At 71.0% G+C, this 23,394-nt stretch carries 17 protein-coding genes; 11 read left to right on the forward strand and 6 right to left on the reverse strand.

Going from position 1 to position 23,394, the window contains the following annotated elements; translation table 11 throughout:
• The 5 genes from ACFY0P_RS29515 to ACFY0P_RS29535 all read left to right on the forward strand — a co-directional run bounded on the left by ACFY0P_RS29515 (position 1) and on the right by ACFY0P_RS29535 (position 9,437).
• Positions 1–816, forward strand: coding sequence for an SDR family NAD(P)-dependent oxidoreductase (locus ACFY0P_RS29515; protein WP_388919519.1), 816 nt, complete (start codon positions 1–3; stop codon positions 814–816).
• A 43-nt stretch (positions 817–859) separates the two neighbouring features.
• Complete coding sequence (uidA, locus tag ACFY0P_RS29520) at positions 860–2,671, forward strand: beta-glucuronidase (protein WP_388919522.1); 1,812 nt, start codon at positions 860–862, stop codon at positions 2,669–2,671.
• 629 nt (positions 2,672–3,300) lie between these two features.
• On the forward strand, positions 3,301–4,641 hold the full coding sequence (locus tag ACFY0P_RS29525) for an MFS transporter (RefSeq protein ID WP_388919525.1): 1,341 nt from the start codon (positions 3,301–3,303) through the stop codon (positions 4,639–4,641).
• Between the two features lie 62 nt (positions 4,642–4,703).
• Positions 4,704–7,376, forward strand: a complete 2,673-nt coding sequence (locus ACFY0P_RS29530) for a family 78 glycoside hydrolase catalytic domain (RefSeq protein ID WP_388919528.1) — start codon at positions 4,704–4,706, stop codon at positions 7,374–7,376.
• 276 nt (positions 7,377–7,652) lie between these two features.
• Positions 7,653–9,437, forward strand: coding sequence for a family 43 glycosylhydrolase (locus ACFY0P_RS29535; RefSeq protein ID WP_388919531.1), 1,785 nt, complete (start codon positions 7,653–7,655; stop codon positions 9,435–9,437).
• A 645-nt stretch (positions 9,438–10,082) separates the two neighbouring features.
• On the opposite strand, the gene ACFY0P_RS29540 is transcribed toward ACFY0P_RS29535, so the two are convergent.
• The 3 genes from ACFY0P_RS29540 to ACFY0P_RS29550 form a co-directional block, all read right to left on the reverse strand.
• Positions 10,083–11,459 carry an alpha/beta hydrolase gene (locus ACFY0P_RS29540; RefSeq protein ID WP_388919534.1) on the reverse strand — a complete coding sequence of 459 codons (1,377 nt, stop codon included), beginning with the start codon at positions 11,457–11,459 and terminating at the stop codon, positions 10,083–10,085.
• Positions 11,456–11,620, reverse strand: coding sequence for a hypothetical protein (locus tag ACFY0P_RS29545; RefSeq protein WP_388919536.1), 165 nt, complete (start codon positions 11,618–11,620; stop codon positions 11,456–11,458). Before ACFY0P_RS29545 ends, ACFY0P_RS29540 begins: the two co-directional genes overlap by 4 nt.
• A gap of 393 nt (positions 11,621–12,013) precedes the next feature.
• Positions 12,014–12,640 carry a DUF1269 domain-containing protein gene (locus ACFY0P_RS29550; protein WP_388919539.1) on the reverse strand — a complete coding sequence of 209 codons (627 nt, stop codon included), beginning with the start codon at positions 12,638–12,640 and terminating at the stop codon, positions 12,014–12,016.
• An 809-nt stretch (positions 12,641–13,449) separates the two neighbouring features.
• On the opposite strand from ACFY0P_RS29550, the gene ACFY0P_RS29555 reads away from it, so the two are divergent.
• Positions 13,450–14,034, forward strand: coding sequence for a TetR/AcrR family transcriptional regulator (locus ACFY0P_RS29555; RefSeq protein WP_388919542.1), 585 nt, complete (start codon positions 13,450–13,452; stop codon positions 14,032–14,034).
• Positions 14,035–14,505: 471 nt separating this feature from the next.
• On the opposite strand, the gene ACFY0P_RS29560 is transcribed toward ACFY0P_RS29555, so the two are convergent.
• On the reverse strand, positions 14,506–14,985 hold the full coding sequence (locus tag ACFY0P_RS29560; RefSeq protein WP_388919545.1) for a hypothetical protein: 480 nt from the start codon (positions 14,983–14,985) through the stop codon (positions 14,506–14,508).
• Between the two features lie 149 nt (positions 14,986–15,134).
• Here ACFY0P_RS29560 and ACFY0P_RS29565 point away from each other — a divergent pair, with 149 nt between their 5' ends.
• A complete protein-coding gene (locus tag ACFY0P_RS29565) occupies positions 15,135–15,719 on the forward strand; it encodes a TetR/AcrR family transcriptional regulator (protein WP_388919548.1) in 585 nt (194 codons plus the stop codon).
• 574 nt (positions 15,720–16,293) lie between these two features.
• On the opposite strand, the gene ACFY0P_RS29570 is transcribed toward ACFY0P_RS29565, so the two are convergent.
• On the reverse strand, positions 16,294–17,091 hold the full coding sequence (locus ACFY0P_RS29570) for a sugar phosphate isomerase/epimerase family protein (protein WP_388919550.1): 798 nt from the start codon (positions 17,089–17,091) through the stop codon (positions 16,294–16,296).
• Positions 17,088–17,705: a TetR/AcrR family transcriptional regulator gene (locus ACFY0P_RS29575; RefSeq protein WP_388919553.1), complete on the reverse strand. Its 618-nt coding sequence runs from the start codon at positions 17,703–17,705 to the stop codon at positions 17,088–17,090. The genes ACFY0P_RS29570 and ACFY0P_RS29575 overlap by 4 nt, the downstream gene beginning before the upstream one ends.
• Positions 17,706–18,124: 419 nt before the next feature.
• On the opposite strand from ACFY0P_RS29575, the gene ACFY0P_RS29580 reads away from it, so the two are divergent.
• From ACFY0P_RS29580 to ACFY0P_RS29595, 4 genes are read left to right on the forward strand one after another with little or no spacing between them, the layout of a single operon-like run.
• Positions 18,125–19,711 (forward strand): ABC transporter substrate-binding protein, encoded by a 1,587-nt coding sequence (locus tag ACFY0P_RS29580; protein WP_388919556.1) that lies wholly within the window; start codon positions 18,125–18,127, stop codon positions 19,709–19,711.
• A gap of 9 nt (positions 19,712–19,720) precedes the next feature.
• A complete protein-coding gene (locus ACFY0P_RS29585) occupies positions 19,721–20,665 on the forward strand; it encodes an ABC transporter permease (protein ID WP_388919559.1) in 945 nt (314 codons plus the stop codon).
• Positions 20,662–22,422 carry an ATP-binding cassette domain-containing protein gene (locus ACFY0P_RS29590; protein ID WP_388919562.1) on the forward strand — a complete coding sequence of 587 codons (1,761 nt, stop codon included), beginning with the start codon at positions 20,662–20,664 and terminating at the stop codon, positions 22,420–22,422. The genes ACFY0P_RS29585 and ACFY0P_RS29590 overlap by 4 nt, the downstream gene beginning before the upstream one ends.
• The gene (locus ACFY0P_RS29595) at positions 22,419–23,255 is read left to right on the forward strand and encodes an ATP-binding cassette domain-containing protein (protein ID WP_388919565.1); all 837 of its coding nucleotides are present in this window, start codon (positions 22,419–22,421) and stop codon (positions 23,253–23,255) included. Before ACFY0P_RS29590 ends, ACFY0P_RS29595 begins: the two co-directional genes overlap by 4 nt.
• Positions 23,256–23,394 lie beyond the last annotated feature (139 nt).

The following is a 23,394-nucleotide window of genomic DNA, read 5'->3' on the forward strand; positions in this document are numbered from 1 at the left end:
GTGCAGGTATCCGTACCCGACGTCTCGGCCAAGTCCCTGGCCGAGCTCGTCTCGCTGAACGGACGACGCGCCGTCGTGACCGGCGCGGGCCAGGGGCTCGGCCGGGCCGTCGCCGAGCGGTTGGCCGAAGCCGGAGCGGACGTGCTCGTGGCGGACATCCAGGACAAACTGGCCACCGCCGCCGCCGAGGAACTCGGCGCCCGTGGCCGGGGCCGTGCCCTGGCCGCCCATCTGGACGTCACCGACTCCGACAGCGTCGCGGCCGTCGCCGACCTCGCGGTCCGGGAGCTGGGCGGGGTCGACATCTGGGTGAACAACGCCGGGATCTTCCCCAGCGTCCCCGCGCTGGAGATGTCCGACAAGGCCTTCGACGAGGTGTTCGCCGTCAACACCCGCGGCGTCTTCCTCGGTTCCCGGGAGGCCGCGCGGCGGATGAGCGAGGCCGGGCACGGGGGCGTCATCGTCAACGTCGTCTCCACGGCCGGGTTCCGCGGGACCGCCCCCGGGCTCGCCGCGTACGTCGGCTCCAAGCACGCGGCACGTGGCCTCACCCGTCAACTCGCCCTTGAGTTCGCTCCGTTCGGTATCCGGGTGCTGGGTGTCGCGCCGACGTTCGTGCCGACCGAGGGGAACCTGGCGGCGGCCGCGGCGGCCGGCGTGGACTCCGAAGCGATCATGTCCGTGATGCAGCCCGGTCCGCTGGGCCGACTCGGCGTGCCGGACGACATCGCCCGGGTGGTGCTGTTCTGTGCCAGCGACCTCTCGGCGTTCATGACGGGCAGCACGCTCCTCGCGGACGCCGGTGAAACGGCTTGACGCACGCCGCCCCGACCACCCCGAACACCCGGTAGGAATCCCCATGCTCTCGCCCCGTACCAGCCCCACCCGTGACGTCGTCGGTCTCGACGGCCTCTGGCGGTTCGCCCTCGGCACCCGGGCCGGCGCCACCCCTTGGACGTCACGGCTCGCCACGCCCCTCGAAGTCGCCGTCCCCGCCAGCTACAACGACCTGTTCGTGGACGCGGAGATCCGTGACCACGTCGGCGTGGTGTGGTACCAGCGCGACGTACGCGTCCCACGCGGGTGGACCGACGAGCGCGTGGTGCTGCGCTTCGGGTCCGTCACCCACGCCGCGCAGGTCTACGTGGACGAACGGCTCGTGGCCGAGCACACCGGCGGCTACACGCCGTTCGAGGCGGACCTGACCGGGGTCGTCGAGCCCGGCGCGGAGTTCCGGCTGACGGTCGCCGTCGACAACCGGCTGACGAACGTGACCATCCCGCCCGGCACCGTCACGGCCGGTCCCGACGGGCGCGAACGGCAGTCCTACCTGCACGACTTCTACAACTACGCGGGCATCGCGCGCCCGGTCCGCCTGTACTGCACTCCGAAGACCTTCGTCGAGGACGTCACGGTCGTCACCGGACGGGACGGCGCGGCCGGTACCGCCGCCTACCGCGTGGAGATCGGCGGCGAGCACGCCGACACGGTCACCGTGCGGGTACGCGCGGTCGACGAGTCCGGCCGGATCGTCGCGGAGGGACAGGGCACCGAGGGCGTCCTGCGCATCGAGGACGTCACGCTCTGGCGGCCGGGCGCGGCCTACCTCTACGACCTCGTCGTGGAGCCGGCCGTGGACGGCGAGACCGTGGACAGCTACACCCAGGCCTTCGGCGTCCGCACCGTCGAGGTACGCGGCACGCAGTTCCTCGTCAACGGCGAACCGTTCTACTTCACCGGCTTCGGCAAGCACGAGGACACCCCCGTCCGCGGCAAGGGCCACGACGACGCCTACCTCGTCCACGACTTCCAGCTCATGGAGTGGACCGGCGCCAACTCCTTCCGCACCTCGCACTACCCCTACGCCGAGGAGGTCCTCGACTTCGCCGACCGGCACGGCATCGTCGTCATCGACGAGACCGCCGCCGTCGGCCTCAACCTGGGCGTCCAGGGCGGGCTCACCGGCGTCCCGCCGACCCCCACCTTCGCGCCGGAGAACTTCGGCGGAACCACGCGGGAAGTCCACGCCCAGCACCTGCGGGAGCTGATCGAGCGGGACAAGAACCACCCGAGCGTGGTGATGTGGTCGCTCGCCAACGAGCCCGCCTCCAACGAGGACGGCGCGCGCGACTACTTCGAGCCGCTGGTCGAACTGGCCCGCAAACTCGATCCGACCCGGCCCCTCACCTACTCCGCCGTCATGTTCGCGACCCCGCAGAACGACCAGATCGGCGACCTGTTCGACGTGCTCAGCATCAACCGCTACTACGGCTGGTACCTGTTCACCGGCGACCTCGCGACCGCCGAGGGGTATCTGGAACAGGACCTGCGCGGCTGGGTCCAGCGGTTCGGCAAGCCCGTCATGATGTCCGAGTACGGTGCCGACACCCAGCCCGGACTGCACTCCGTCTGGGACGCTCCGTGGAGCGAGGAGTACCAGAGCGACTTCCTCGCCATGTACCACCGGGTCTTCGACCGCATCCCCGAGTTCGTCGGCGAACACGTCTGGAACTTCGCCGACTTCCAGACGTCCGCCGGCATCCACCGCGTCGACGGCAACAAGAAGGGCGTCTTCACCCGCGACCGCAAGCCCAAGTCGGCCGCATTCGCCCTGCGCCGGCGCTGGCACGGCCTCGCCGGCGGCAAGCCCGGCCCGACCGTGTCCGACTGACACCTGCGGCGTTGCGCCACGCTCCGGTCGCGCCTCGCCGCAACCGAGAAAGGCAGGCCCATGCCTCCACCGCGTCGCCCCACCTGGCGCAACCCGACACCGCCGAGGCGTCGGATGCGGGGCCGAGCCGCTCTCGGCCGCGCATCCGGTGGCGCGGGGCACAACTGCTCCGCGTCCGCCGCTCGCCCGCTCGTCCCTCATCGCCCCCCGAGCCGACACCACGGGGCCCTCGACAGCCGACACCACGAGAACCAGGCGCTGTGACCCAGTGCCGGACCGCAGGACCTCCGGCGGTACGGCAGCGCAGTCGTCGACGGCCGACAGCGCCACGTCGGGCACGACCGCACCTTGCCGGGCTCCGGCCGACCACCGCTCCCCCGCCGCGGCGACAACCGGATCCCTGGCCCCGAGACGGCCGGTGTCCTGATCGCCGCACCGAGCGGGCTCCGCTCCACGTGCCCGCCTCCCCGACCATCCGCACTTCCCTCTGCCCGCCTGCCGGTCCGACCGGTCCGGTCCGTCGGTGCGGAGCGCGGTGGTAGCTCGTCCCCTGGCCCAGCCCGGCCACGGCCGCCCCCGCCACCGGCGGTCACGGCCGCCAATCGCCATCATGTGACAAAGGAGTCCTCATGCCTCACGACGACCGGGACGTCAGCGTGATGGTTCCCCCTCCGGAGGCGTCACCGCAGGACGCCTCCGCGGGGCCGGCCGCGCCCGAGACCGAGGCACCGCCGCTGCAGAGGGTCGGCCGGGACTACCTCCTCTGGTTGATGATCGCCAGTTTCGGCGGCTCCCTGGCCCTGATGGTCCCGCTCTCCTACTCGCTCGCGGTACGCATCTCCGACCTGGCGCCCGGGCACGAGGAACAGCTCGGGTACGTCACCGGTTCCGCCCAGTTCGCCTACCTGGCCCTCAGCCCGCTGATCGGCCTCTGGAGCGACCGGACCCGCTCCCGTCTCGGCCGTCGCACCCCCTTCATGATCGGCGGCACTCTGCTCGGCACCGTCGCACTCGTCGGAGTCGCGCTCGCGCCGTCGGTCCTCCTGCTGGGCCTGGCGTGGGTGATCGGCATGATCGGCTGGGCCACGGCCGGGCAGGCCATCCAGAACGTCCAGGCCGACCGGGTGCCCGAAGAACAACGTGGCCGGGTCTCGGCGCTGACCGGCGTCATGACCCAGATCGCACCGGTGATCGGCATCGGTCTCGCGTACGGGGTGGCCTCCAGCACCCTCCTGGTGTTCCTGGTGCCGGGCGTCCTGGGCGCCGCCCTGGTGGTGCTGTTCCCGGTCTTCAAGCCGGAGGGCGACTCCCGCGCGCTCGTGCACACCGGTGGTGTGACACTGAGGAGCGCCGTCGCGAGCTACGGCTTCAACCCGCGCACGTCCCCGGACTTCGGCTGGAACTGGCTCGGCCGCTTCGTCTTCTTCATGGGCCTGTACTTCAACACGGCCTTCGGTACGTTCTTCTACGCTCAGCGGCTCGACATGGCGGTCAAGGACGTCGCCGGGATCGTGGCGGTCATCGGGACCATCGGCGTCGTGGCCGCGGCGGGCGGCGCCATCGGAGGCGGTTTCCTCTCCGACAAGCTCGGCCGGCGCAAGCTGTTCACCCTGATCGGTTCCGGGATCTTCGTCTTCGGCGCCGTCACCGAGGCGTTCGCGCACTCGCTGCCCCAGCTGATCGTCGGCGCGGTGCTGATGCAACTCGCGATCGCGTTGTTCAGCGCCGTGGACCAGGCGATCGTGTTCGCCGTCCTGCCGGACCTGGCCGAGGCGGGCCGTTACCTCGCCGTCGTCGCCTTCGCGCAGAAGGTCCCCAGCGCCGTCGCCCCGCTGATCGCCCCGCTCGTCATCACGCTGGGTGTCAGCGAGGGCGGCGAGAAGAACTACACCGTGCTCTATCTGATCGGCGCTGCCCTGGCGCTGGCCGGCGGCCTCATCGTCAAGTTCAAGGTCAAGGCGGTCCGGTAGCACGGCTTCCGGGCCTGCTTCCCGCAAACGTCGCATTCCACCGAGTATCGAGAAGGCACAGCATGCGCAACGCACCGTACGACCTGGTCATCGACAGCGGAGGTGACACCTTCCCGGTGTCGGGGCCCACGCCCCGACTCTCGTGGAAGCCGTCGGCGGACGCGGTACACCCGGTGGCGTACGAGGTGGAGTGCACCGTCGACGGAGAGGCGCTGCCGGCTGTGACCACCGCCGTCGGCGCGCACCGGTTCGTCTCCTGGCCGTGGGCGCCGCTCGCCAGCGGTGAGCGCGTGGCCTGGCGGGTCCGGGCGCTCGGCGGCGAAGGCGACGGCGACCACGACTCGCCGTGGTCGCGGTGGCACGCCTTCGAGGCCGGTCTGCTCGCCGCCGACTGGGAGGCACGCTGGATCAGTCCCGCCGAGTCCGGTGATCCCGGCTACGGCAGCCGGCCCGCGTACGTCCTGTCGACCCCGTTCGAGGCGCGAGCCGGGGTGCGCTCGGCACGGCTGTACGCGACAGCGCTCGGGGTGTACGAGGCGTACGTCAACGGCGAACGGGCCGGCACCGCCGAACTGTCCCCAGGATCCACCTCCTACGACCGCACGCTCCACGCCCAGGCCTCGGACGTCACGGCGGCCGTCGCGACGGGCGGCAACCGCATCGAGATCGTGCTGTCCGACGGCTGGTACCGGGGTCAGGTCGGCGCATTCCGGCTCCCGGCCGGCTGGGGCACGGTGACCGGCGCACGCGCCGAACTGCACATCATCTACGAGGACGGCGCGCGCCAGGTCGTACGCACCGACGGGACGTGGACGAGTACGGAGTCGGCCATCACCCGGGCCGATCTCATGGCCGGGCAGGCCACGGACTTCCGCCTGCGGCCCGGGGCGGGGCGGCCCGTCCTCGTCGACCAGGTGGAAGCGCCCGCGGTCGGCTGGTCGCCGGCGCCGCCGGTGCGCGTGGTCGAGTCACGCCCGGCACAGTCCGTGACACAGCTCGGAGAGGGCGTGTGGATCGCCGACTTCGGCCAGAACGCCTCCGGCTGGATCGCCCTGGGCGACCTCGGTCCGGCCGGCACCCGCACGGTCGTCGACCTTGGCGAGCACCTCGGCCCCGACGGCGACCTGACGACCGCCCACCTGGACTCGGCACGTCCCGGCCAGGCCCCGATCCCCTTCGTCCAGCGCGACGAGGCCGTCTCCGCGGGCGGTGGCGAGACGTTCGAGCCGCGCCATACCGTGCACGGTTTCCGGTACGCCCGGATCCGCCGCGAAGACGCCCCGCTCGACCCGGCGAGCCTCGTCATGCGGGTCGTCCACACCGACCTGCGCCGCACCGGCACCTTCGGGTGCGGTCACGGCGATCTCGACCGCCTGCACGAGATCGCCGAGTGGAGCTTCCGCGGCAACGCCGTCGACGTGCCCACCGACTGCCCGACCCGCGAACGGCTCGCCTGGACCGGCGACTACCAGGTCTTCGCCCCCACCGCCACGCGCCTCTACGACGTCCTGGGCTTCAGCCGCAAATGGCTGCGCTCCGTGCGCGACGACCAGCTGCCCGACGGCCGGATCGCCAACTTCTCGCCCGACGGCCGCCGTATCAAACACCACCTCGACGACCAGTTCGCGATGATGACCGGCTCCGCCGGCTGGGGAGACGCCGTCGTCGCGGTCCCGTGGGAGCTGTACGAGTCGTACGGCGACCGCGAGGTCCTGGCCGAGAACTGGGAGACGATGGTCCGTTGGGTGGAGTGGGCGCTCACGACCGCCCGCACCCTCCGTCACCAGTCCCGCGTCGAGCGCTCGGCCGAGCCGCTGCCGCACGAGCGGTACCTGTGGGACGGCTCCTTCCACTGGGGCGAGTGGACGGAGCCGAGGGCGAAGGCGGCCGACGGCACCCGCGTCGACCCGGTCAAGGACGATCCCGTCGCCTGGTTCCTGGCCGACAAGGGCGAGATCGGCACGGCCTTCCTGTACCGCTCGACGGCGACCCTGGCGCGTGTCGCGCGGGTGCTGGGCCGCACCGAGGACGCGGCCCGCTACGCCGTGATCGCCGAGCGGGTCCGCGACGCCTGGCGCACCGAGTTCCTCTCCCCCGACGGACGTACCACCGGCGACACCCAGGCCGGTTACGTGCGCGCGCTGCACCTCGGGCTCGTCCCCGACGAGCTGCGCGAGGCCGCCGCCACGCGCCTGGTCGAACTGGTCCGCGCCGCCGGCACCCATCTCTCCACCGGCTTCCTCGCGACCGGCGACCTGCTTCCCGTCCTCGCCGACCATGGTCACGCCGACGTCGCCTACGAACTGCTCCTGCAGCGCACCGCGCCGTCCTGGCTGTACATGCTCGACCACGGCGCCACCACCATCTGGGAGGACTGGGAGGGCGTCGACGACACGGGCACCGCCCACGAATCCCTGAACCACTACAGCAAGGGCGCGGTCGTCCGCTTCCTGCACACCCACGTCCTGGGACTGCGGCAGGCACCGGGGTCGATCGCCTGGGAGTCCTTCGAGGTCGCGCCCGTACCGCACCCGTCCGTGCCCTGGGCCCGGGGCACCCACGAGTCCCCGCAGGGCACGATCGCCGTCGACTGGCGGACGGACGGCGACGATCTCACCGTCACGGTCGAGGTCCCACCGGCCACCACCGCACGCATCGTCTTTCCCGACGGCACGGCCGAGACCGTGAAGGCGGGCACCTACACCACAACGCGCCGGATGGGGGGCGGGCGTTGAGCCGGCCGTGGCGAATCCTCCCCGCCGCGGCCACGGCTCAGGCGGCGTTCGGTGCCGAGGGCACCCTCCGGCATGTGGCCGAGTCCTGCCCGCCCGGCCACGGCCCCTCGCTGTTCCGATCAGGCTTTCCGGTCCTCCGGCAGGTCCCGGACGGCCAGGGCGATGTCCGTGCGCAGGTCGTCGGGACCGTAGCCCGGGCCAAGGACCACAGCCAGGCCGGCGAACCCTTCACAGCGCCTGCCTGCGACTTCCCACTCCCGAATGAGGAAACCCCAAATGACGGCTTCGGAACGCACCTTCTGCAATCCGCTCGACATTCCCTACCGCTATCAGGACATCCAGTTCTCCGGCACCGTCAGAGGCGTCAAACTCGGCGAGCCACGGCGGAGCGTGCACCGGGAGGCAGCGGATCCCTCGATCGTGCTGTACCGGGACCGCTACTACATGTTCGCCTCGATGTCCGCGGGGTTCTGGCACTCGACGGACCTACTGCGGTGGGAATACCGTGCGACGTCCAAGCTGCCGGCCCTCGACTACGCGCCGGACGTCCGCGAGGTGAACGGAGCGCTCTACATCAGCGCCTCCCGCAAGGAGGACAACTGCCCCTTCTTCCGGAGCGTCGACCCGCTGTCCGACGACTTCGTCGAGGTCACGCCGGGCACCTTCCCCTTCTGGGACCCGAACCTGTTCCAGGACACCGACAAGGCGGTGTATCTCTACTGGGGATGTGACAACAAGACACCGATCCACGGAGTCCGGCTCTCGGACTCGTTCAGCCCGATCGGCGAGCCGTCGCCGCTGATCAGCTCCGACGTACTCGCCCACGGCTGGGAGCAGTTGGGCGAGGACTACGTCGTCGTCCCGCCCCGGAACGCGCAGGAGAGACTCATCGCCCAGTTCAGCGGCACCGCCCCCTTCATCGAGGGCGCCTGGATGACCGAGCGTGAGGGAACCTACTATCTCCAGTACTCGGCACCGGGCACCGAGCTGAACACCTATGCGGACGGGTACTACACGGCCTCCGCGCCCCTGGGCCCCTTCACCTACTCGCCCGACAGCCCGTTCTCGTCCAAGCCGGGCGGGTTCATCACCGGCGCGGGACACGGCAGCACGTTCCAGGACCGGCACGGAAACTGGTGGCACGCGGCGACCATGCGCATCTCGGTGAACGACGTCTTCGAGCGCCGCGTGGGAATCTTCCCCGCCGGCTTCGACGACGAGGGGGTGCTGTTCTGCAACCAGAACTTCGCCGACTACCCCATGACCGTCCCGGACGGACCGTTCGACCCCTGGACGCCCCCCACCTGGATGCTGCTCTCCTACAAGGCGGATGCCGTCGCCTCGTCCTCCGCTCCCGGCCACGACCCCGTGTCCGCCGTCGACGAGAACGTCCGCACGTGGTGGGCGGCCGCCGGCCGCGAACCGGGCGAATCCCTCACCGTCGACCTCGGCGCGCCGAAGACCGTCCACGCCGTGCAGATCAACCTGGCGGACCACGAACTGGCGGACACCGCTCCTCACGCTCCGGACGGAATGGACATCGGCCATTCCTGGCGGGGCATCTTCCCGAGCCATCAACCAGCGGAGATCCTCGTCGAGATCTCGGAGAACGGCAGGGAGTGGAGCGTCGTCCTGGACTCCCGCGGCACGGGCGCCGACACTCCGCACGCCTTCATCGTTCTCGACGCGCCGCAGGAGACCCGGTTCGTCAGGGTGACCAGCGGCCGACTGCCGTTCGACGGCGCCTTCGCCGTCAGCGGTGTCCGCGTCTTCGGGACGGGCGAAGGCGAGGCTCCGGCTGCCGTGCGCGCCCGGGCCCTCCGCACGGACGACCGCTCCGCGAGCGTCGAGTGGGACGCCGCACCCGGCGCCATCGGCTACAACGTCCGCTACGGCCGCCATCCCCGGAAGCTGTACCACAGCTGGCTCGTACACGAACGCACCTCTCTCGACCTGCGCTCCCTGAACGCGGGCACCGAATACTGGGTGGCGGTCGACGCGTTCGGCGAAGCCGGCGTCACCCGGGGCGAGCCCGTGCCTGCGACATGGGCCGCCCCGTGATCCGGCCGGTCGCCGCGGCCGACCGCCCTGCCCAACTCCCCGGTGGCGCGGCACGGCCGGGATTCCTGCGAAGGAGTCCGGACAGAGCCGCCGCCTCTCCCCTGGACAACCGCGAGAACTGACACCTCCGGGATGCGCAACCCGCGCACCCCCTGCTCCGCGCGCGTCTGCGGGACCGACCCGGCGGCTGCAGTCGCCCGCGCGCACGTCAGCCGCAACCCGTCGAGCAGCGTCGGGGTGGGGGCGGCCGACGCGTCCGGGAGAAGACTCGGAAGTTCTGCTCGCGGCCGCGAGGGCGGCGGCGCAACTGCCGACGGGCGCCGGGATCGACTCCCACACGGAACATGGGACGCCTTTCCCTCCCGGGCCGCGAGACAGGTTTGCCGCTGTGGTCATGGGCGCGACGCCGGCGGCTCGGCCGCACCGGTCATGCTCGTGGCGCATATCGAGTCGCGATCAGCCTGAGGTCTCGCCCTCTCGGCGGAGGAGTCCGCGCTCACGCCGCACGGCACTACCGCCCCGCCACCGGAAGGAGACACTACCCCGGGGAAAACGCCGGGTACTGGCCCTCCTCCACTCCGGACCGACCATCGCCGGCATCGGCAGAGCCCCCGCACCGGGGCTCTGCCGATGCCGGCACCCAGTTCAGCGCAGTCCGGTGATGAAGGAGGGGAGGGAGGTCGTGAGGGTGTTGCGTTCCGGCGCGGCGAACAGCGGGTCGAGGTGGTTCATTCCGTTGTCCGTCTCGTAAGCCGCGTACGGGATACGGGAGCTCGCGACGACCTCACGGGCGGCCGATTCGATCGTCCCCTGCGCATAGCTGGTCTGGAAGACGAAGAGAGGGACGTCGAGGCCGCCGGAGTGGAACAGCCGCAGGCCCAGGGACCGGGTCAGGTCGGTGTCCGTGTAGGCGTCGGCGACGTCGAGGTCGACGGAGAGCCGGGCCGGCCAGTACCACTCCCACACCGCCGGCTCGGGGCCGCCCGCGTACGCCGTGGCGACCCGGCTGATGGGGGTGATGCCGGTGTCGACCCAGCCGCGGACGTCCCCACTGACCGCGAGGTGCCCGGAGTGGACGCTGATGTCGTTCGGCCACCCGAAGCCGCTGTCCACGAGGACGCCCAGCAGCGCGGCGTTGGTGACGGGGACCGGGGGCCGCAGGGCGTCCGGCATCCGTGGCTGCAGGACGGAAGGACCGTCGGGGTCGCGGTGGGCGTACCAGCCGGCGAGCTGGTACCAGATCTGTGTGCTCTCGGCCCGGCTGCCGAGCCCGACGGCGCTCAGGCTCAGGTCGAAGACGGCACCGCCGTCGATGGCGGCCAGCCGTTCCCTCACCTGCTCCGGTGAGTCCTCCACCGGCTCCCCGTTCCCGGCGAACGCGCCCCTCACCCCGCCATCCATGAGGACGAGGGCGGACAGTTGGTCGTATCCGGGGCTGCCGTCGAAGTCCCAGGCGGCATACGCCATCGCCGTGGTGGCGCCCCAGGAGTGGCCGCCGAGCACGACCCGGCGCCGGCCTCCGCCGGCCGCGGCCAGCACGACCGCGCGCAGGTCGCAGAGGGTGCGGGCCAGGCCCCAGTGGCCCGCGAAGGCTGAGGTGGCGGGATCGAGTGAGCGGTAGTGGCCGTCCAGGTAGTAGGCGGCCGGGTCGGTCGTGGTGAATCCGGTGCGGTCGGCCAGGCTCTCCTCGCGCCGGTCGAACGCCCAGACCTGCACGCCGGGCACCTGCGCGACCAGGTCCCGGGCGAGCAGCCGGAAGTCGTTCGCGGCCCCGAACATGCCCGGGACCAGCACCAGTACGGTGTGTGCCGTGTCAGGGCCCACCTTGAGGACATGGACGCGGTCCGACCCGGCCGGACCGCCGCCGGCGCCGACGGCGATCGGCACGTACGACTCCGCGGTGCCCACGGCCAGTGCGGCGGTGGCGGGGCGGGTGGCCAGGGCCGGGACGGCGATACCGCCGAGGGCTGCGGCAAGCACCGACCTGCGCGACAGGCCCGTCGTCATGAAGCGCTTCGTCATCGGGCACACCCGCCCACGCGCTCGCCGCTCATGGTCATGCCGTCGGTCCGCAGGCCGTGCACGGAAGGGGCGGGGTCCGGCCGGCACGGCTCGGGCTCGTCAAGGTGCGGGAAGGCGAAGTCCGTGGTGGTGCGGCCGTATTGCTGTGTGGAGATGCTCAACTCGGGTTTCTCCTGACTGACTTGATATGCGTCTGTATCCCATGTGCGAGTGGTCGGGGCGTCGTGGGTGTCGGTCATGCCGAGCGGCAGTCCGGCGCACGGCCAGGTCCCGCTGACAGGCGCCGTGCCTCAAACAGGGCGACAGGGAGGCGAGAGCACGCGCGCCTGTACTCTCGTCCGACGCCGGACGAGGCGGCCGGTAGCCGGACGAGGCGGCCGGTAGCCGGATGAAGCGGCCGGTAGCCGGATGAAGCGGTCTCGGTGGTGTCGGGGCGGCCGGGGTGGTGGGATCGGCCGGGGCGGGTGTCGGGTGGCCCGCCTCGGGCGGCGGGGCACTTCGGGATGGTGAACCGCGGTCCGGTCCGTGCCCCGCGTCCGTGGCGCTCCCGGTGCTCACACGGCGAGCGTTCCCTGAGGCGCGGTGTCGTCGCCCTCCTCGCGCCGACCGGGGCGCCGACCGAGTTTCTGCGCGATCTCGGTGCGCTTGCTTTCGCGCCCGGCCTTCGCCTCGTCCTTGCGGATCTGTTCGGCGGCTTCCTCCATGGCCTTGAGTTCGGCGCGCACACTGTCGAGGGGGCGGCGCTCCAGGACGGCGTCGTAGCGCATGGCCAGCAGGTCCAGTGCCTGGGTGTCGCTCTCCTCGACCTCGGCCAGGATGATCGTGCCGCCGGGCGGGACATGGCGGACGAAGGCGTCGACGGCGGTACTGACGTGCTCGGCCCGCCTGTAGTCGTGACCTCCGCCGATCAGCGCGCCGACGCCCCAGCCCATGAGGACGCCGAGGGGACCGGCGAGGATGCCGACCAGCGAGCCGACCAGCCCGCCGACCGCGGCGCCGCGCCCGGCCGTGGTCTCCATCCCCTCGGGGACGCGCACGGCGCCGTCTTCGAGGCGTTCGATCAGGACGGCGGCGCGGACCCGCGTCGTGACCGGGCTGAGGTACTTCAGGTCGCTGAGGGCCTGGTAGGCGGTGGCGCGCTCGGCGAAGCGCAAGGTGAGGGCGTTCTCGTTCACGGACATGGACTCTCCTTCGGTCGGCAGGCCCTCGCGGGGCCGTGTTCAGTGGCGGACGGCCGCGGTGCCCGGCCTCGCCGGACCTCGCCAACCATCTGTGAGACAGTATGTATCGAAGATAGTTTGTGAGTCAATGCGTCTCACAAGTTCGGTGGACGGCGAGTACTGCGGTCACTTCCCGGGCGGAGAGCGCGAGTTGGACGAGAACATGCCGGGTGCGACAGACCCGGGGCCGTACAGGGTGACCAAGAGTCCGAGCGCGCTTCGCGGCGACATCGAGAACCCACTCCGCGACGCCATCGGCATCCAGCGCTCCCCGTACCGACCGGCATCGCGGGAGACGAGAGAAGCGCCGACATGACCATGCTCCGCGCCTCACCAGCAGGCACCCGGATCGGCCGACCACCGGACTGCCCGGATCATTCTTCGCCGCGCCCCACCCTGCTCCACATCGCCGGCGGCCCCCCAACCCGCCCGACAGCACGTCCACGGGTCGCCTACTCGGCGCGCAGGCCACGGGCCACGCTCCACGGCACGTCAGGACGGCATCCGTACCGCGGTGACACGCGACGTGCCACCGTCGAGGCGTTCCGCCAGGGTGGCACCACGGCCATCGAGAGGCAGGGGGACCGCGTCACCGTTCACGGACATGGGCTCGCTCTCGGTCGACGGCCGCCCCACGGGCCCGTACGGACCGCTGAACAGGTATGGGACTGGCCTCGACGGGACTTTTCACCCTCACCTGTGAGACGATATGTATCGAAGATTGATTATGGGTCAATACGTCTCACAAGAGCCGCGAGAGAGGTGTTCCGATGCCCCGGACCAACGACGACCCCCGCGCCCTGCGCAGCCGCGCCGCCGCCCTGGCCGCCGCCACCGAACTCCTCGTCGAAGGCGGCCCCGAGAACGTCACCCACGCCGCCGTCGCCCGCCGCGCCGGAATCGGCCGCGCCACCGTCTACCGCCACTGGCCCGAGCAGCAGGCTCTCCTCATCGACGCACTCGCCAACGACGTCCGCCCCATGCTGGCCTTCGACGACAGCCCCGTCCGCGACCAACTGGTCGCCCAACTGGAGCAGATGGCCGATCGGCTGAACCAGCCAAGTGCCGTGTCGGTCATCGCCACGATCATCCAGCGGGCCGAGCGGGACAAGGACGCGCGGCGCATCCGCGAGGAGATCTTCGGCACGGCCGAAGAAGACTTCACCCGGGCACTGGCCGCCGGCGCCGCACGTGGTGAACTGCGCCCCGGCGTCCAGGAGCACGCCAAGGATCTCATCGCCCGCATGGTCGGGCCGCTGCTCTTTCACCGCTTCCTGCACGGCGAACGACTCGAGAAGGACCTGGTGGTCAGTCTGGTCGACGCCGCGCTCGCCCCCTGGTTGCCGCAGGCGTGAACCGCCCGCACGGTCCACGCCGTCAGCCGTCGAACCGCACACCGGCCTCCGCCCCCTCGCCCCGGGCAGTGGAGCCGGACCCACCCACCCCCGGTGGCCACACGCCGCTCGGACAGCGCGCCGCGCACCAGGCGTCCACCGGTGCCGCCGCACCGTCCCCCGCCCTCGCCCGTCTCGCCGGAGCGGTATGCGCAGGCCGGTTCACCGACGGCGCCGACCGCAGGCGCCGCTTGCCTGGTGCGCGTCCGCGTCGCAGCCACAGCCGTCGGGGCGGTCGTCACACGCCCGTCTCTCGGAGCCGTCGCGGGTCACACACCCCCGTCCGCGCCGGCCACAGGGAGGGCGGCGGGCCGCGGCCATGCCCCGGAAGCTCGGCGGCGACCGAGGGTACGGCCGGATGAAAGCCGTGAAGGTGAGCCCGCGTCACGGGCGGCAGGAGGCCGCGCCGTGCGTGCCGGCTCCGTGGCCCGGCTATGCGGCGGTCGTCCGCCGGAACGTCGCGACCGCGGCCGGGGACTCCCACACGGTTTCCGGTGGCTCGCCCCCGGACCGGGCCGTCCCCTCCTCCTCCCCGGCGTCCGCGACGCCGCCTTCCACCACATGCAGCCCCCCGTACCCGGAGCCGGCCGGGAGGCGCTCCAGGACCGCGCCGTACCACAGGGCCAGCATGTCGATGGTGTCGGTGCCCTCTTCCCGGACCTCGACGAGGACGACTGCGACCGCGCCTTCGAGCGGGATCCGTGCGACGCGGGCCACGGACGCCGCGTAAGGCTCCACCGCGCCGTCCGTGTCCCCGGTGACGCGAACCGAGCCGTTCTCCAGGCACTCGATCAGTACGGCGGAACGAACCTGCGCGTTCTCGGCGCCGAGGTCCTTCAGGCCGTTGAGCGCCCGGAACGCGGCGGCACGGTCGGCGAAGTGGAGAGTGATGACGTTCTCGTTCATGGGCATGAGCCGTCTCCTCTGACCCTGCGGCAGGCCCGCTGGCGGACCTGCGGCTGACGGTGGCCGGGTGATCACCCGGCCACCTGTGAGACAGTATGTATCGAAGAAGAGTGTGAGTCAAACCGTCTCACAGATTGTGCGAGAGAGGTGTTCCGATGCCCCGGACCAACGACGACCCCCGCGCCCTGCGCAGCCGCGCCGCCGCCCTGGCCGCCGCCACCGAACTCCTCGTCGAAGGCGGCCCCGAGAACGTCACCCACGCCACCGTCGCCCGCCGCGCCGGAATCGGCCGCGCCACCGTCTACCGCCACTGGCCCGACCGGCACAGCCTGCTCATGGACGCGCTCGCCGACAGCGCCCGCCCCCTGCTCACCTTCGACGACAGCCCAGTGCGCGACCAGCTGACGGACCAGTTGCAGCAGCAGACCAGCTGGCTCAACCAGCCGGCCTCCCTGTCCATCATGACCGCCGTCTTCGAACGAGCCGAACGCGACGAGAAGGCACGGCGCATCCGCGAGGACGTGTTCGGCCGCGTCGACCAGCACTTCACGGACGCCCTCACCGCTGCCACCCGCCGCGGCGAACTCCGTCCCGGCGTCCAGTCACACGCCCGGCAGCTCATGGCCCGGATCGTCGGCCCCCTGTTCTTCCGGCGCTCCGTGCTCGGCGAACGGATCGACAAGGACACCGTGGCCGGGGAGGTCGACAGCGCCCTGGCCCCCTGGCTACCGAAGACATGACACACCAATGGGGCGACGGCCGACCCGGACGCGCGGCACGGCCTCGCCCGCTGTCACCGACGGCTGCGGTGATGGGCCATGTCGCCGTGTGCGCGTGTTCCCGCGCCCGGCCCGACGCACCGGAGAAGCCGCTCACCGTCGCACCCGCGCTCCCCGGCGGGGTCTTCCAACCGTTCCGCTTTCTCCCCGAGTTCATCGCGCCGGTGGCCGCGGGTTACATCTGGAGCGCCATCCTCGTGCCCAGCGACCCCCTGAACAGATTCGTCGCACTGATCATCCGGGCTTCTGCCACAGCTGCTGGGACACTCCACCGGCGCTCTCCTCTCAGGCGTCTTCCGCGACTGCGCGGTCCGACTGGTCCGCCCGCAGCCCGCGGCCGTCCGGGACGTCGGTCCGGACGGCGCGCAAACGGGGTGGTGGCGGACCGGCTGTGGCGCGGTGACCTCGTCGGCGCGGTCCGATGCCGCGGCAGACGCCGTACCCCCGGCACGGCCCGAACCGGTCCCGCTCCCCCGACGTGTTCCGTCGCCCACCGCGCGGTTCCCTGCCGTGGGACGCCGGCGGCTCGGGAGTGTCAGGGGATGGTCAGGCCGCCCGCCAGAAGGGCTTGCCGGTTGGCCGCGAGCAGTTCGAAGCGGTCGGCTTCCGTCTGGTCGATCTCCGTGATGTGCCACCGCAGGTGGGCTCCGGCGCGCAACGCACCCGGGATGTCGATGTCTCCGGTACCGATGGGTGTCTGCGGTGCTTCCCGTACGGCCGGCCCGTCTTTGAGGTGGACGGCCACGACGCGTTCGCCAAGGCGTTCGACGACGTCGGCCGGGTCCTGGCCGGCCACGGCGGCCCAGTAGACGTCGACCTCGGCGAGGACCTCCGCGTCGAGCAGATCCCACAGCACGTCGAAGGCGGGGGCGCCGCCCGGCAGCCGGGCCCACTCGAAGTGGTGGTTGTGGTACCCGAGCCGGATACCCGCGCCGGCCAGTTCCCGCGCCGCCTCGTTGAGACGGCCGGCGAAGGCGCGTACTCCGTCACGGCTCTCCAGTGACCGCTCGTCGAAGCCGTCGACGAGCCAGGGAACCGGCACGAAGGCGGTGTCCGTGCCCAGGATCCGGCAGGTCTCGATCACTGACGCCTGGCTGTCGGCCGAGACGGCGACGTGCACGGAACTGACACCGAGGCCGGCCGCGTCCAGGTCCGCGCGCAACGCATGGGCGGAGGCCGCCAGTTCGCCGGGAGGTGTGCTCCACAGACCGAGCGCGAACGGCTCGACGTGGCGGAAGCCGAGCGCGGCGAGGCGGGCGAGAGTGCCGCGGCGGTCGGTCTGCAGAGCCTCGATCACGCTGTACAGCTGGACGGCGAGGGTGCCAGGTCTCATTCTTCGTCCTCTGGTGCTGCGACCTGCGGGAAAATCATGCTCATGAAGGCCCGGACCGGGCCGACGATGTCGAGGTCCTGGTCGAGCAGCCATTGCAACTGCAGGCCGTTGAGCACGGCCTGCAACAGGGTGGCGGCGCGTTCGGGGGCGAGCGCCTCGTGGAGTTCTCCGCGCCGTTCCTTGCCGCGCATGCCTCGTGTGAACTGGTCGTTCCCCCAGGCGTAGCGATGCACGAAGTACCCGTGCGCGGGGTGCTCGGGACGCGAGGCGGCCACCGCGAGCTCGATCCACAGCCGCATCAGCTCGGGGGCCTTCTGATGGTGGCGCAGCATGTCGCCGAGGTACGGCGCGAGGTGGTCCATGTCCGGGACCTTCGACTCGGCGTACCGACGCTCCTCGGTGTCTCGCTCGGCGAGTACGGCGGCGAGCAGGTCGTCCTTGTTGCGGAAGTGATGCAGCAGCCCGGCATGGGTGATCCCGGCCCGCTCGGCGATGTCCCGCAACGAGGCCTTCGTGAACCCGTGTTCCGCGAAGCTCGCGCGCGCCGCCCGGACGATCTCCGCCCGCCTGGCCGGGGTCTTGGTGTACGGGCCGCGGGCCCTGGCCTGAGCCACAGTGCGCCTCCTCCTCTCGAGCCCCGACGTCACGATGCCAAAAACCTTCCAAGGCTTAAATTTTCAAGCCTGCCCGGAGTCTGAGCCGTGATCACCGCGAGCGCAAGAGTCGGGACACGGCGATTTCACGTCAGATAACGCTCTGATTACGAACGCGACCTCCACCCTTCCCGCGCATCGCGGCGAGGCTTACCTTCCGAGTGAAATTCGACCACGTGGTAACTGTTCGGATGGCGAGGCACAGCGACGGATCCGCGACCGCTGCGATGGCCCCGCACACCACCACACGCCTGCATCGCCCAGGGCTCCGCCGCACGACCCCACACGTGCATCGACCCATGCGTGCACCCGTGCCTGACCGCACCGACCTACCGACGACCGCCTCGGCTCACCAGGTTCCAGGACGAAGGAATCCACCCATGCGCATCCGCTTCTCGCATTCCCGCCCCAGGCCACGGCAGCGCTCGCAGGCCCTGGCCACCGCCGCGGCCGCCGCCCTGCTGGCGACGGCCACGGCGGCGTGCGACAGCACCCCGGCCGCGACCTCGAACTCCGGCACCGACCAGACCCTCGCGCTGTCCATCCTCGGCACCCCCAACTCGTTCGACCCCGCCCAGCTCATCGAGGGTCAGCAGACCTACGTCTGGGACTCGATCTTCGACACGCTGCTGCTCCAGGACAACAAGGGCGAGTTGCACCCCGGCGCGGCGCAGAGCTGGTCGTACTCGAAGGACGGCCGCACGCTGACGCTGAGGATCCGTCAGGGCATGAAGTTCAGCTCGGGCGACCCGGTGGACGCGAACGCGGTGAAGGCCACCCTGGACCGGATCCGCTCGACACCCGGCCAGAGCCAGCTCTCGCTGGCCGCCGTCTCCTCCGTCGAAACCCCCGACGCCTCCACGGTGGTCATCAGGCTCAAGCGGCCCGACGCCTCACTGCTCCTCTCGCTGTCGACGGCCCCCGGCGTGATCGGCGACCCGAAGACGATGGCGAACAAGTCCACCGCCCTGAACCCGGTCGGCTCCGGCCCGTACACCCTCGACACGAAGGCAACGGTCAACGGCTCCGTCTACGTCCTCAACCGGCGGAACGACTACTGGGACAAGAAGGCGTTCCCCTTCAAGACGGTCAAGATCCGCGTGATCACCGACCCCACCGCGTCGGCCAACGCCCTCAAGGCGGGCCAGACCAACTCAGGCACCATCGACCCCTCGCAGGTGTCCGCGCTCAAGGCGGCCGGGTTCCAGATCACCCATGTGGAAGCGACCGCGGGCGCCTACCTCGTCCTCGGCGACCGCACCGGCAGCAAGCTGAAGCCACTGGGCGACCTGCGCGTCCGCAAGGCCATCAACATGGCCTTCGACCGGCAGAAGATCGTCCAGCAGATACTGCAGGGCTCGGGCAAGGCCACCGACCAACTGTTCAACCCCAAGGGCGGGGCCTACGACGCGGCGCTCGACAAGGCGTATCCCTTCGACGTCGCCGGGGCGAAGAAGCTCCTCGCCGAGGCCGGCTACCCGAAGGGCTTCTCCGTCACCATGCCGAGCCTCGTCTTCACCAAGAGCTTCGAGCCGATCTTCACCCAGGCGCTCGGTGACATCGGCATCAAGGTGACCTGGGAGCCGGTTCCCGCGCAGCAGACGACCACCGCGGTCGCGTCCGGAAAGTACCCGATGTTCCTGCTGGTGGAGGGCCTCGCCTCCGACGCGATCATGACGCGCAGCTTCTACACCCCGGGCGGCTTCCGCAACGTCTTCCACTCCACCGATCCGAAGCTGACCGCCCTCCTCGACCAGGCGTCCAAGGAACTCGACCCGGCGAAGTCCGCCCGGATCTACCAGGAGATCAACCAGTTCGGCGTCGAGAACGCCTGGCTGGCGCCCGTCTTCTACATCGGCACCGACTGGGCCACCAAGAAGGGCATCGCCTACCTCGGCGACGGCTCCTCGACGATGGCCACCATCCGCCAGTTCGGCGTGGCCGGCCCGTCGCAAGCCGGTGGGTGAGCAAGCACCATGACGCTCTATGTGCTGCGTCGCCTGACCGCGGGCCTCGTGCTCGCGGTCCTGGTGACCATGATCACGTTCCTGCTGCTCAGCACGTCCTTCGACGGCGTCGCGAGCAGTGTTCTCGGCAACGGTGCCACCCACCGGCAGATCGCCGCCCAGAAGGCTCTGATGGGCCTCGACCGGCCGGTGGCCGTCCAGTACGCCGACTGGCTCGCGCACGCCGTTCGGGGCGACCTCGGCACCTCCTACTTCACCAGCGAGCCGGTCCGCTCCGCCATCACCGCCCGGCTCGGCGTCACCCTGTCGATCGTCGTCGTCGCGCTGCTCGCCACCTCGCTCATCAGCGTGGCGCTCGGCGTGGCCGCCGCCGCGCGCGGCGGCGCCGTCGACCGGTTCGCGCAGGGCGCCGCGATGACCGGCTACCTCGTCCCCAGCCTGCTGGTCGCCATCGCGATGGTCTACGTGTTCGCCATCAAGCTGCATGTCTTCCCGGCCACCGGCTACACGGACTTCAGCGAGAGCCCGACCCGCTGGGCGAGTTCCATCGCCATCCCCGTGGTCGCCCTGATGATGGGCGGGATCGCCAGTCTCACCTCGCAGATCCGCGGCGCCATGATCGGCGAGCTGCGCAAGGACTACGTGCGCACCCTGCGCACCCGGGGCATCCCGACCCGCTCCATCGTCCTGCGGCATGCCCTGCGCAACGCCGCCGTTCCGGCCCTCACCGTGCTGTCCCTGGAGTTCATCCAGATGCTGGGCGGGGCCCTGATCATCGAGCAGATCTTCGCGCTGCCGGGCTTCGGCCAGTACGCGTTCAACGCCTCCCTGCAGGGCGACGTGCCGATCATCATGGGCATCAGCCTCTTCGGCGTGCTCCTCGTCGTGGTCGTCAACCTCGTGGTCGACCTCCTCAATGGCTGGCTCAACCCGAAGGCGAGGACGACCAGTTGACCACCGCGAACACGAACACGCGCCGCCGGTCGACCCTGCGGCGCCTGCTCGGCGACCCCCAGGCCGTCGGGAGCGCGAGCCTGCTCGTCGTCATCGTCCTGCTCGGCCTGTTCGCCCCCGTCCTCACCGAGCACGGCGCCAACCAGGCGAACCTGGACGCTGTCAACGCCGGCCCCGGTGAGCACGGTTACCTGCTCGGCGGGGACAAGAGCGGCCGTGACATCTTCGCCAGACTCCTGTACTCCATCGACACCAGCACCGTGTCGGCGCTCATCGGCGCGAGCGTCGCCCTCACGATCGGGATCACGTCCGGGCTGATCGGGGGGTACTTCGGGCGGCGGGTACGCGGAGTCACCGAGTGGCTGTTCAGCCTGATCATGACGTTTCCCGGGCTGCTTCTGCTCATCATCCTGATGCCGGTGACCAAGGGCGACTACCGGGCCACCATGGTCGTCTTCGGTGTGCTGCTCTCCCCGGGCATCTACCGGCTCGTCCGCAATCTCGTCCTCGGCGTGAAGAACGAGCTGTACGTGGACGCCGCCCGCGTCTCGGGCCTCCCCGACCGGCGCATCCTGCGCCGCCATGTGCTCACCGTGGTACGCGGGCCCGTGATCATCGCCACGGCGTTCCTCGCGGGTTCCTCGATCGCCGTCCAGTCGGGTCTGGCCTTCCTGGGCGTGGGCTCCAGCACGGTGCCGAGCTTCGGCGCGATGATCTCCGAGGGCTTCACCAACCTGTACGAGGAGCCGCTGCAGTTCCTCTGGCCGAGCATCACGCTCGGGCTCATCACCGCCTCCCTCGTCCTCCTCGGGAACGCGCTGCGGGACGCCCTGGAGGGCGGGCGTCCCAAACCGGCCAGCATCGTCACCGCCACCGCGTACCGGCCACCCGGCGCCCCCGAGGACACCACGTCCGCCCTGCTCACCATCGACGACCTGGCGATCGCCTACCCGACGCCCACCGGCGAGCTCAAGGAGGTCGTCAGCGGTGTCACGCTCACCGTGGCGGCCGGGGAGACCCTCGGCCTGGTCGGCGAGTCCGGCTCCGGCAAGACACAGACCGCGTTCGCCGCACTGGGCGTACTGCCGGCGGAGGCCGTCGTCACCCGCGGTTCGATCCGGCTCGACGGCCGGGAGCTGCTCGGCCTGAGCGAGCGCGAACTGCGGACGGTACGCGGGACTTCCGTCGCCTACGTCCCCCAGGAACCCATGTCCAACCTGGACCCGTCCTGCACGGTGGGCGCCCAGCTCGTCGAGGGCGTGCGCGCGGCGACGCCCATGTCCAGGGCCGACGCACGCGAGCGGGTCGTCGCCCTCCTCGCCAGGGTCGGCATCCCCGACCCCGAGCGCACCTTCCGCTCCTACCCGCACCAGATCTCCGGCGGGATGGCACAGCGCGTCCTCATCGCGGGCGCCGTCGCCAGCCGTCCCCTGCTGCTCATCGCCGACGAACCGACCACCGCCCTCGACGTCACCGTCCAGGCGGAGATCCTCGACCTGCTGCGCGACCTGCAGAAGGAGCTCGACATGGCCGTACTCCTCGTCACGCACAACTTCGGCGTGGTCGCGGACATCTGCGGCCGCGTTGCCGTCATGCGAGAGGGCACGGTCGTCGAGACCGGCGGGACGGAGGAACTGTTCGCCGCGCCCCGGCACCCGTACACGCGGGGGCTCCTGGACTCGATCCTCGACGAGACGGTGCTGCGCACCGACCCTCCGGCCGCCGCCGCGGACGTTCTCGAAACGGAGACCCGATGACCACCCTGCTGGAGGTCAGCGACCTGCGCATCACCTACCCCGGACGAGGCTTCCGGGCCCGCCCCCACGAGGTTCTGCACGGCGTGTCACTCACCGTGGACCAGGGCGAGACCCTCGGCGTCGTCGGCGAGTCCGGCTCCGGGAAAACGACCATCGGCCGGTCCGTGCTCGGCCTCGTCACGCCCAGCGACGGCACCGTCTGCTTCCGGGGCCACGACATCACCCACGCCGGACGCAAGAAACGCCGCGCCCTCGCCCGCGACATCCAGGTCGTCTTCCAGGACCCGTACTCCTCCCTCAACCCGGCTCTCACCATCGGTGACATCCTCGGCGAGCCCCTGGTCGTCCACGGCAGCACGGCAGCCGAGGCCCGGCGCCGGGTCGCCGAACTGCTCGACCAGGTGGGGTTGCCGAAGGACGCGTCGCAACGGCTGCCACGGGAGTTCAGCGGTGGTCAGCGGCAGCGCATCGCGATCGCCCGCGCACTGGCACCCGCCCCCCGGCTCATCGTGTGCGACGAGCCCGTCTCCGCCCTCGACCTCACCACCCAGGCCCGCGTCCTCGATCTCCTGATCGACATCCAGCGCCGCACCGGCGTCGCCTACCTGTTCATCTCGCACGACCTCGCGGTCATCCGGCACGTCAGCCACCGCGTGAGCGTGATCCACCGGGGTGACATCGTCGAGACCGGGCCGGCGGGCGCGGTCACCACGAGCCCCGAACACCCCTACACCCAGAAGCTGTTGCTCGCGGCGCCGGTCGCGGACCCGGCCGAGCAGCGCGGGCGGCGCGAGGCGCGGCAACGCCTGTCACGTCCCGTCGTACAACCGTAGGTGTGTCCTCGATCCGCAAGCGGTCGTCCGTCAGGAACCGAAGAACCGGGAAGAGGATGAGCGTGGCGCCGTGGACGACGGCGCGGGGCAGGACCTGTGGGCCGGTGCTCCCGCCGGCACCTCCGGATCACCGCGACCG

It is taken from the genome of Streptomyces sp. NPDC001714, assembly GCF_042892755.1.
Classification (GTDB): Bacteria; Actinomycetota; Actinomycetes; order Streptomycetales; family Streptomycetaceae; genus Streptomyces.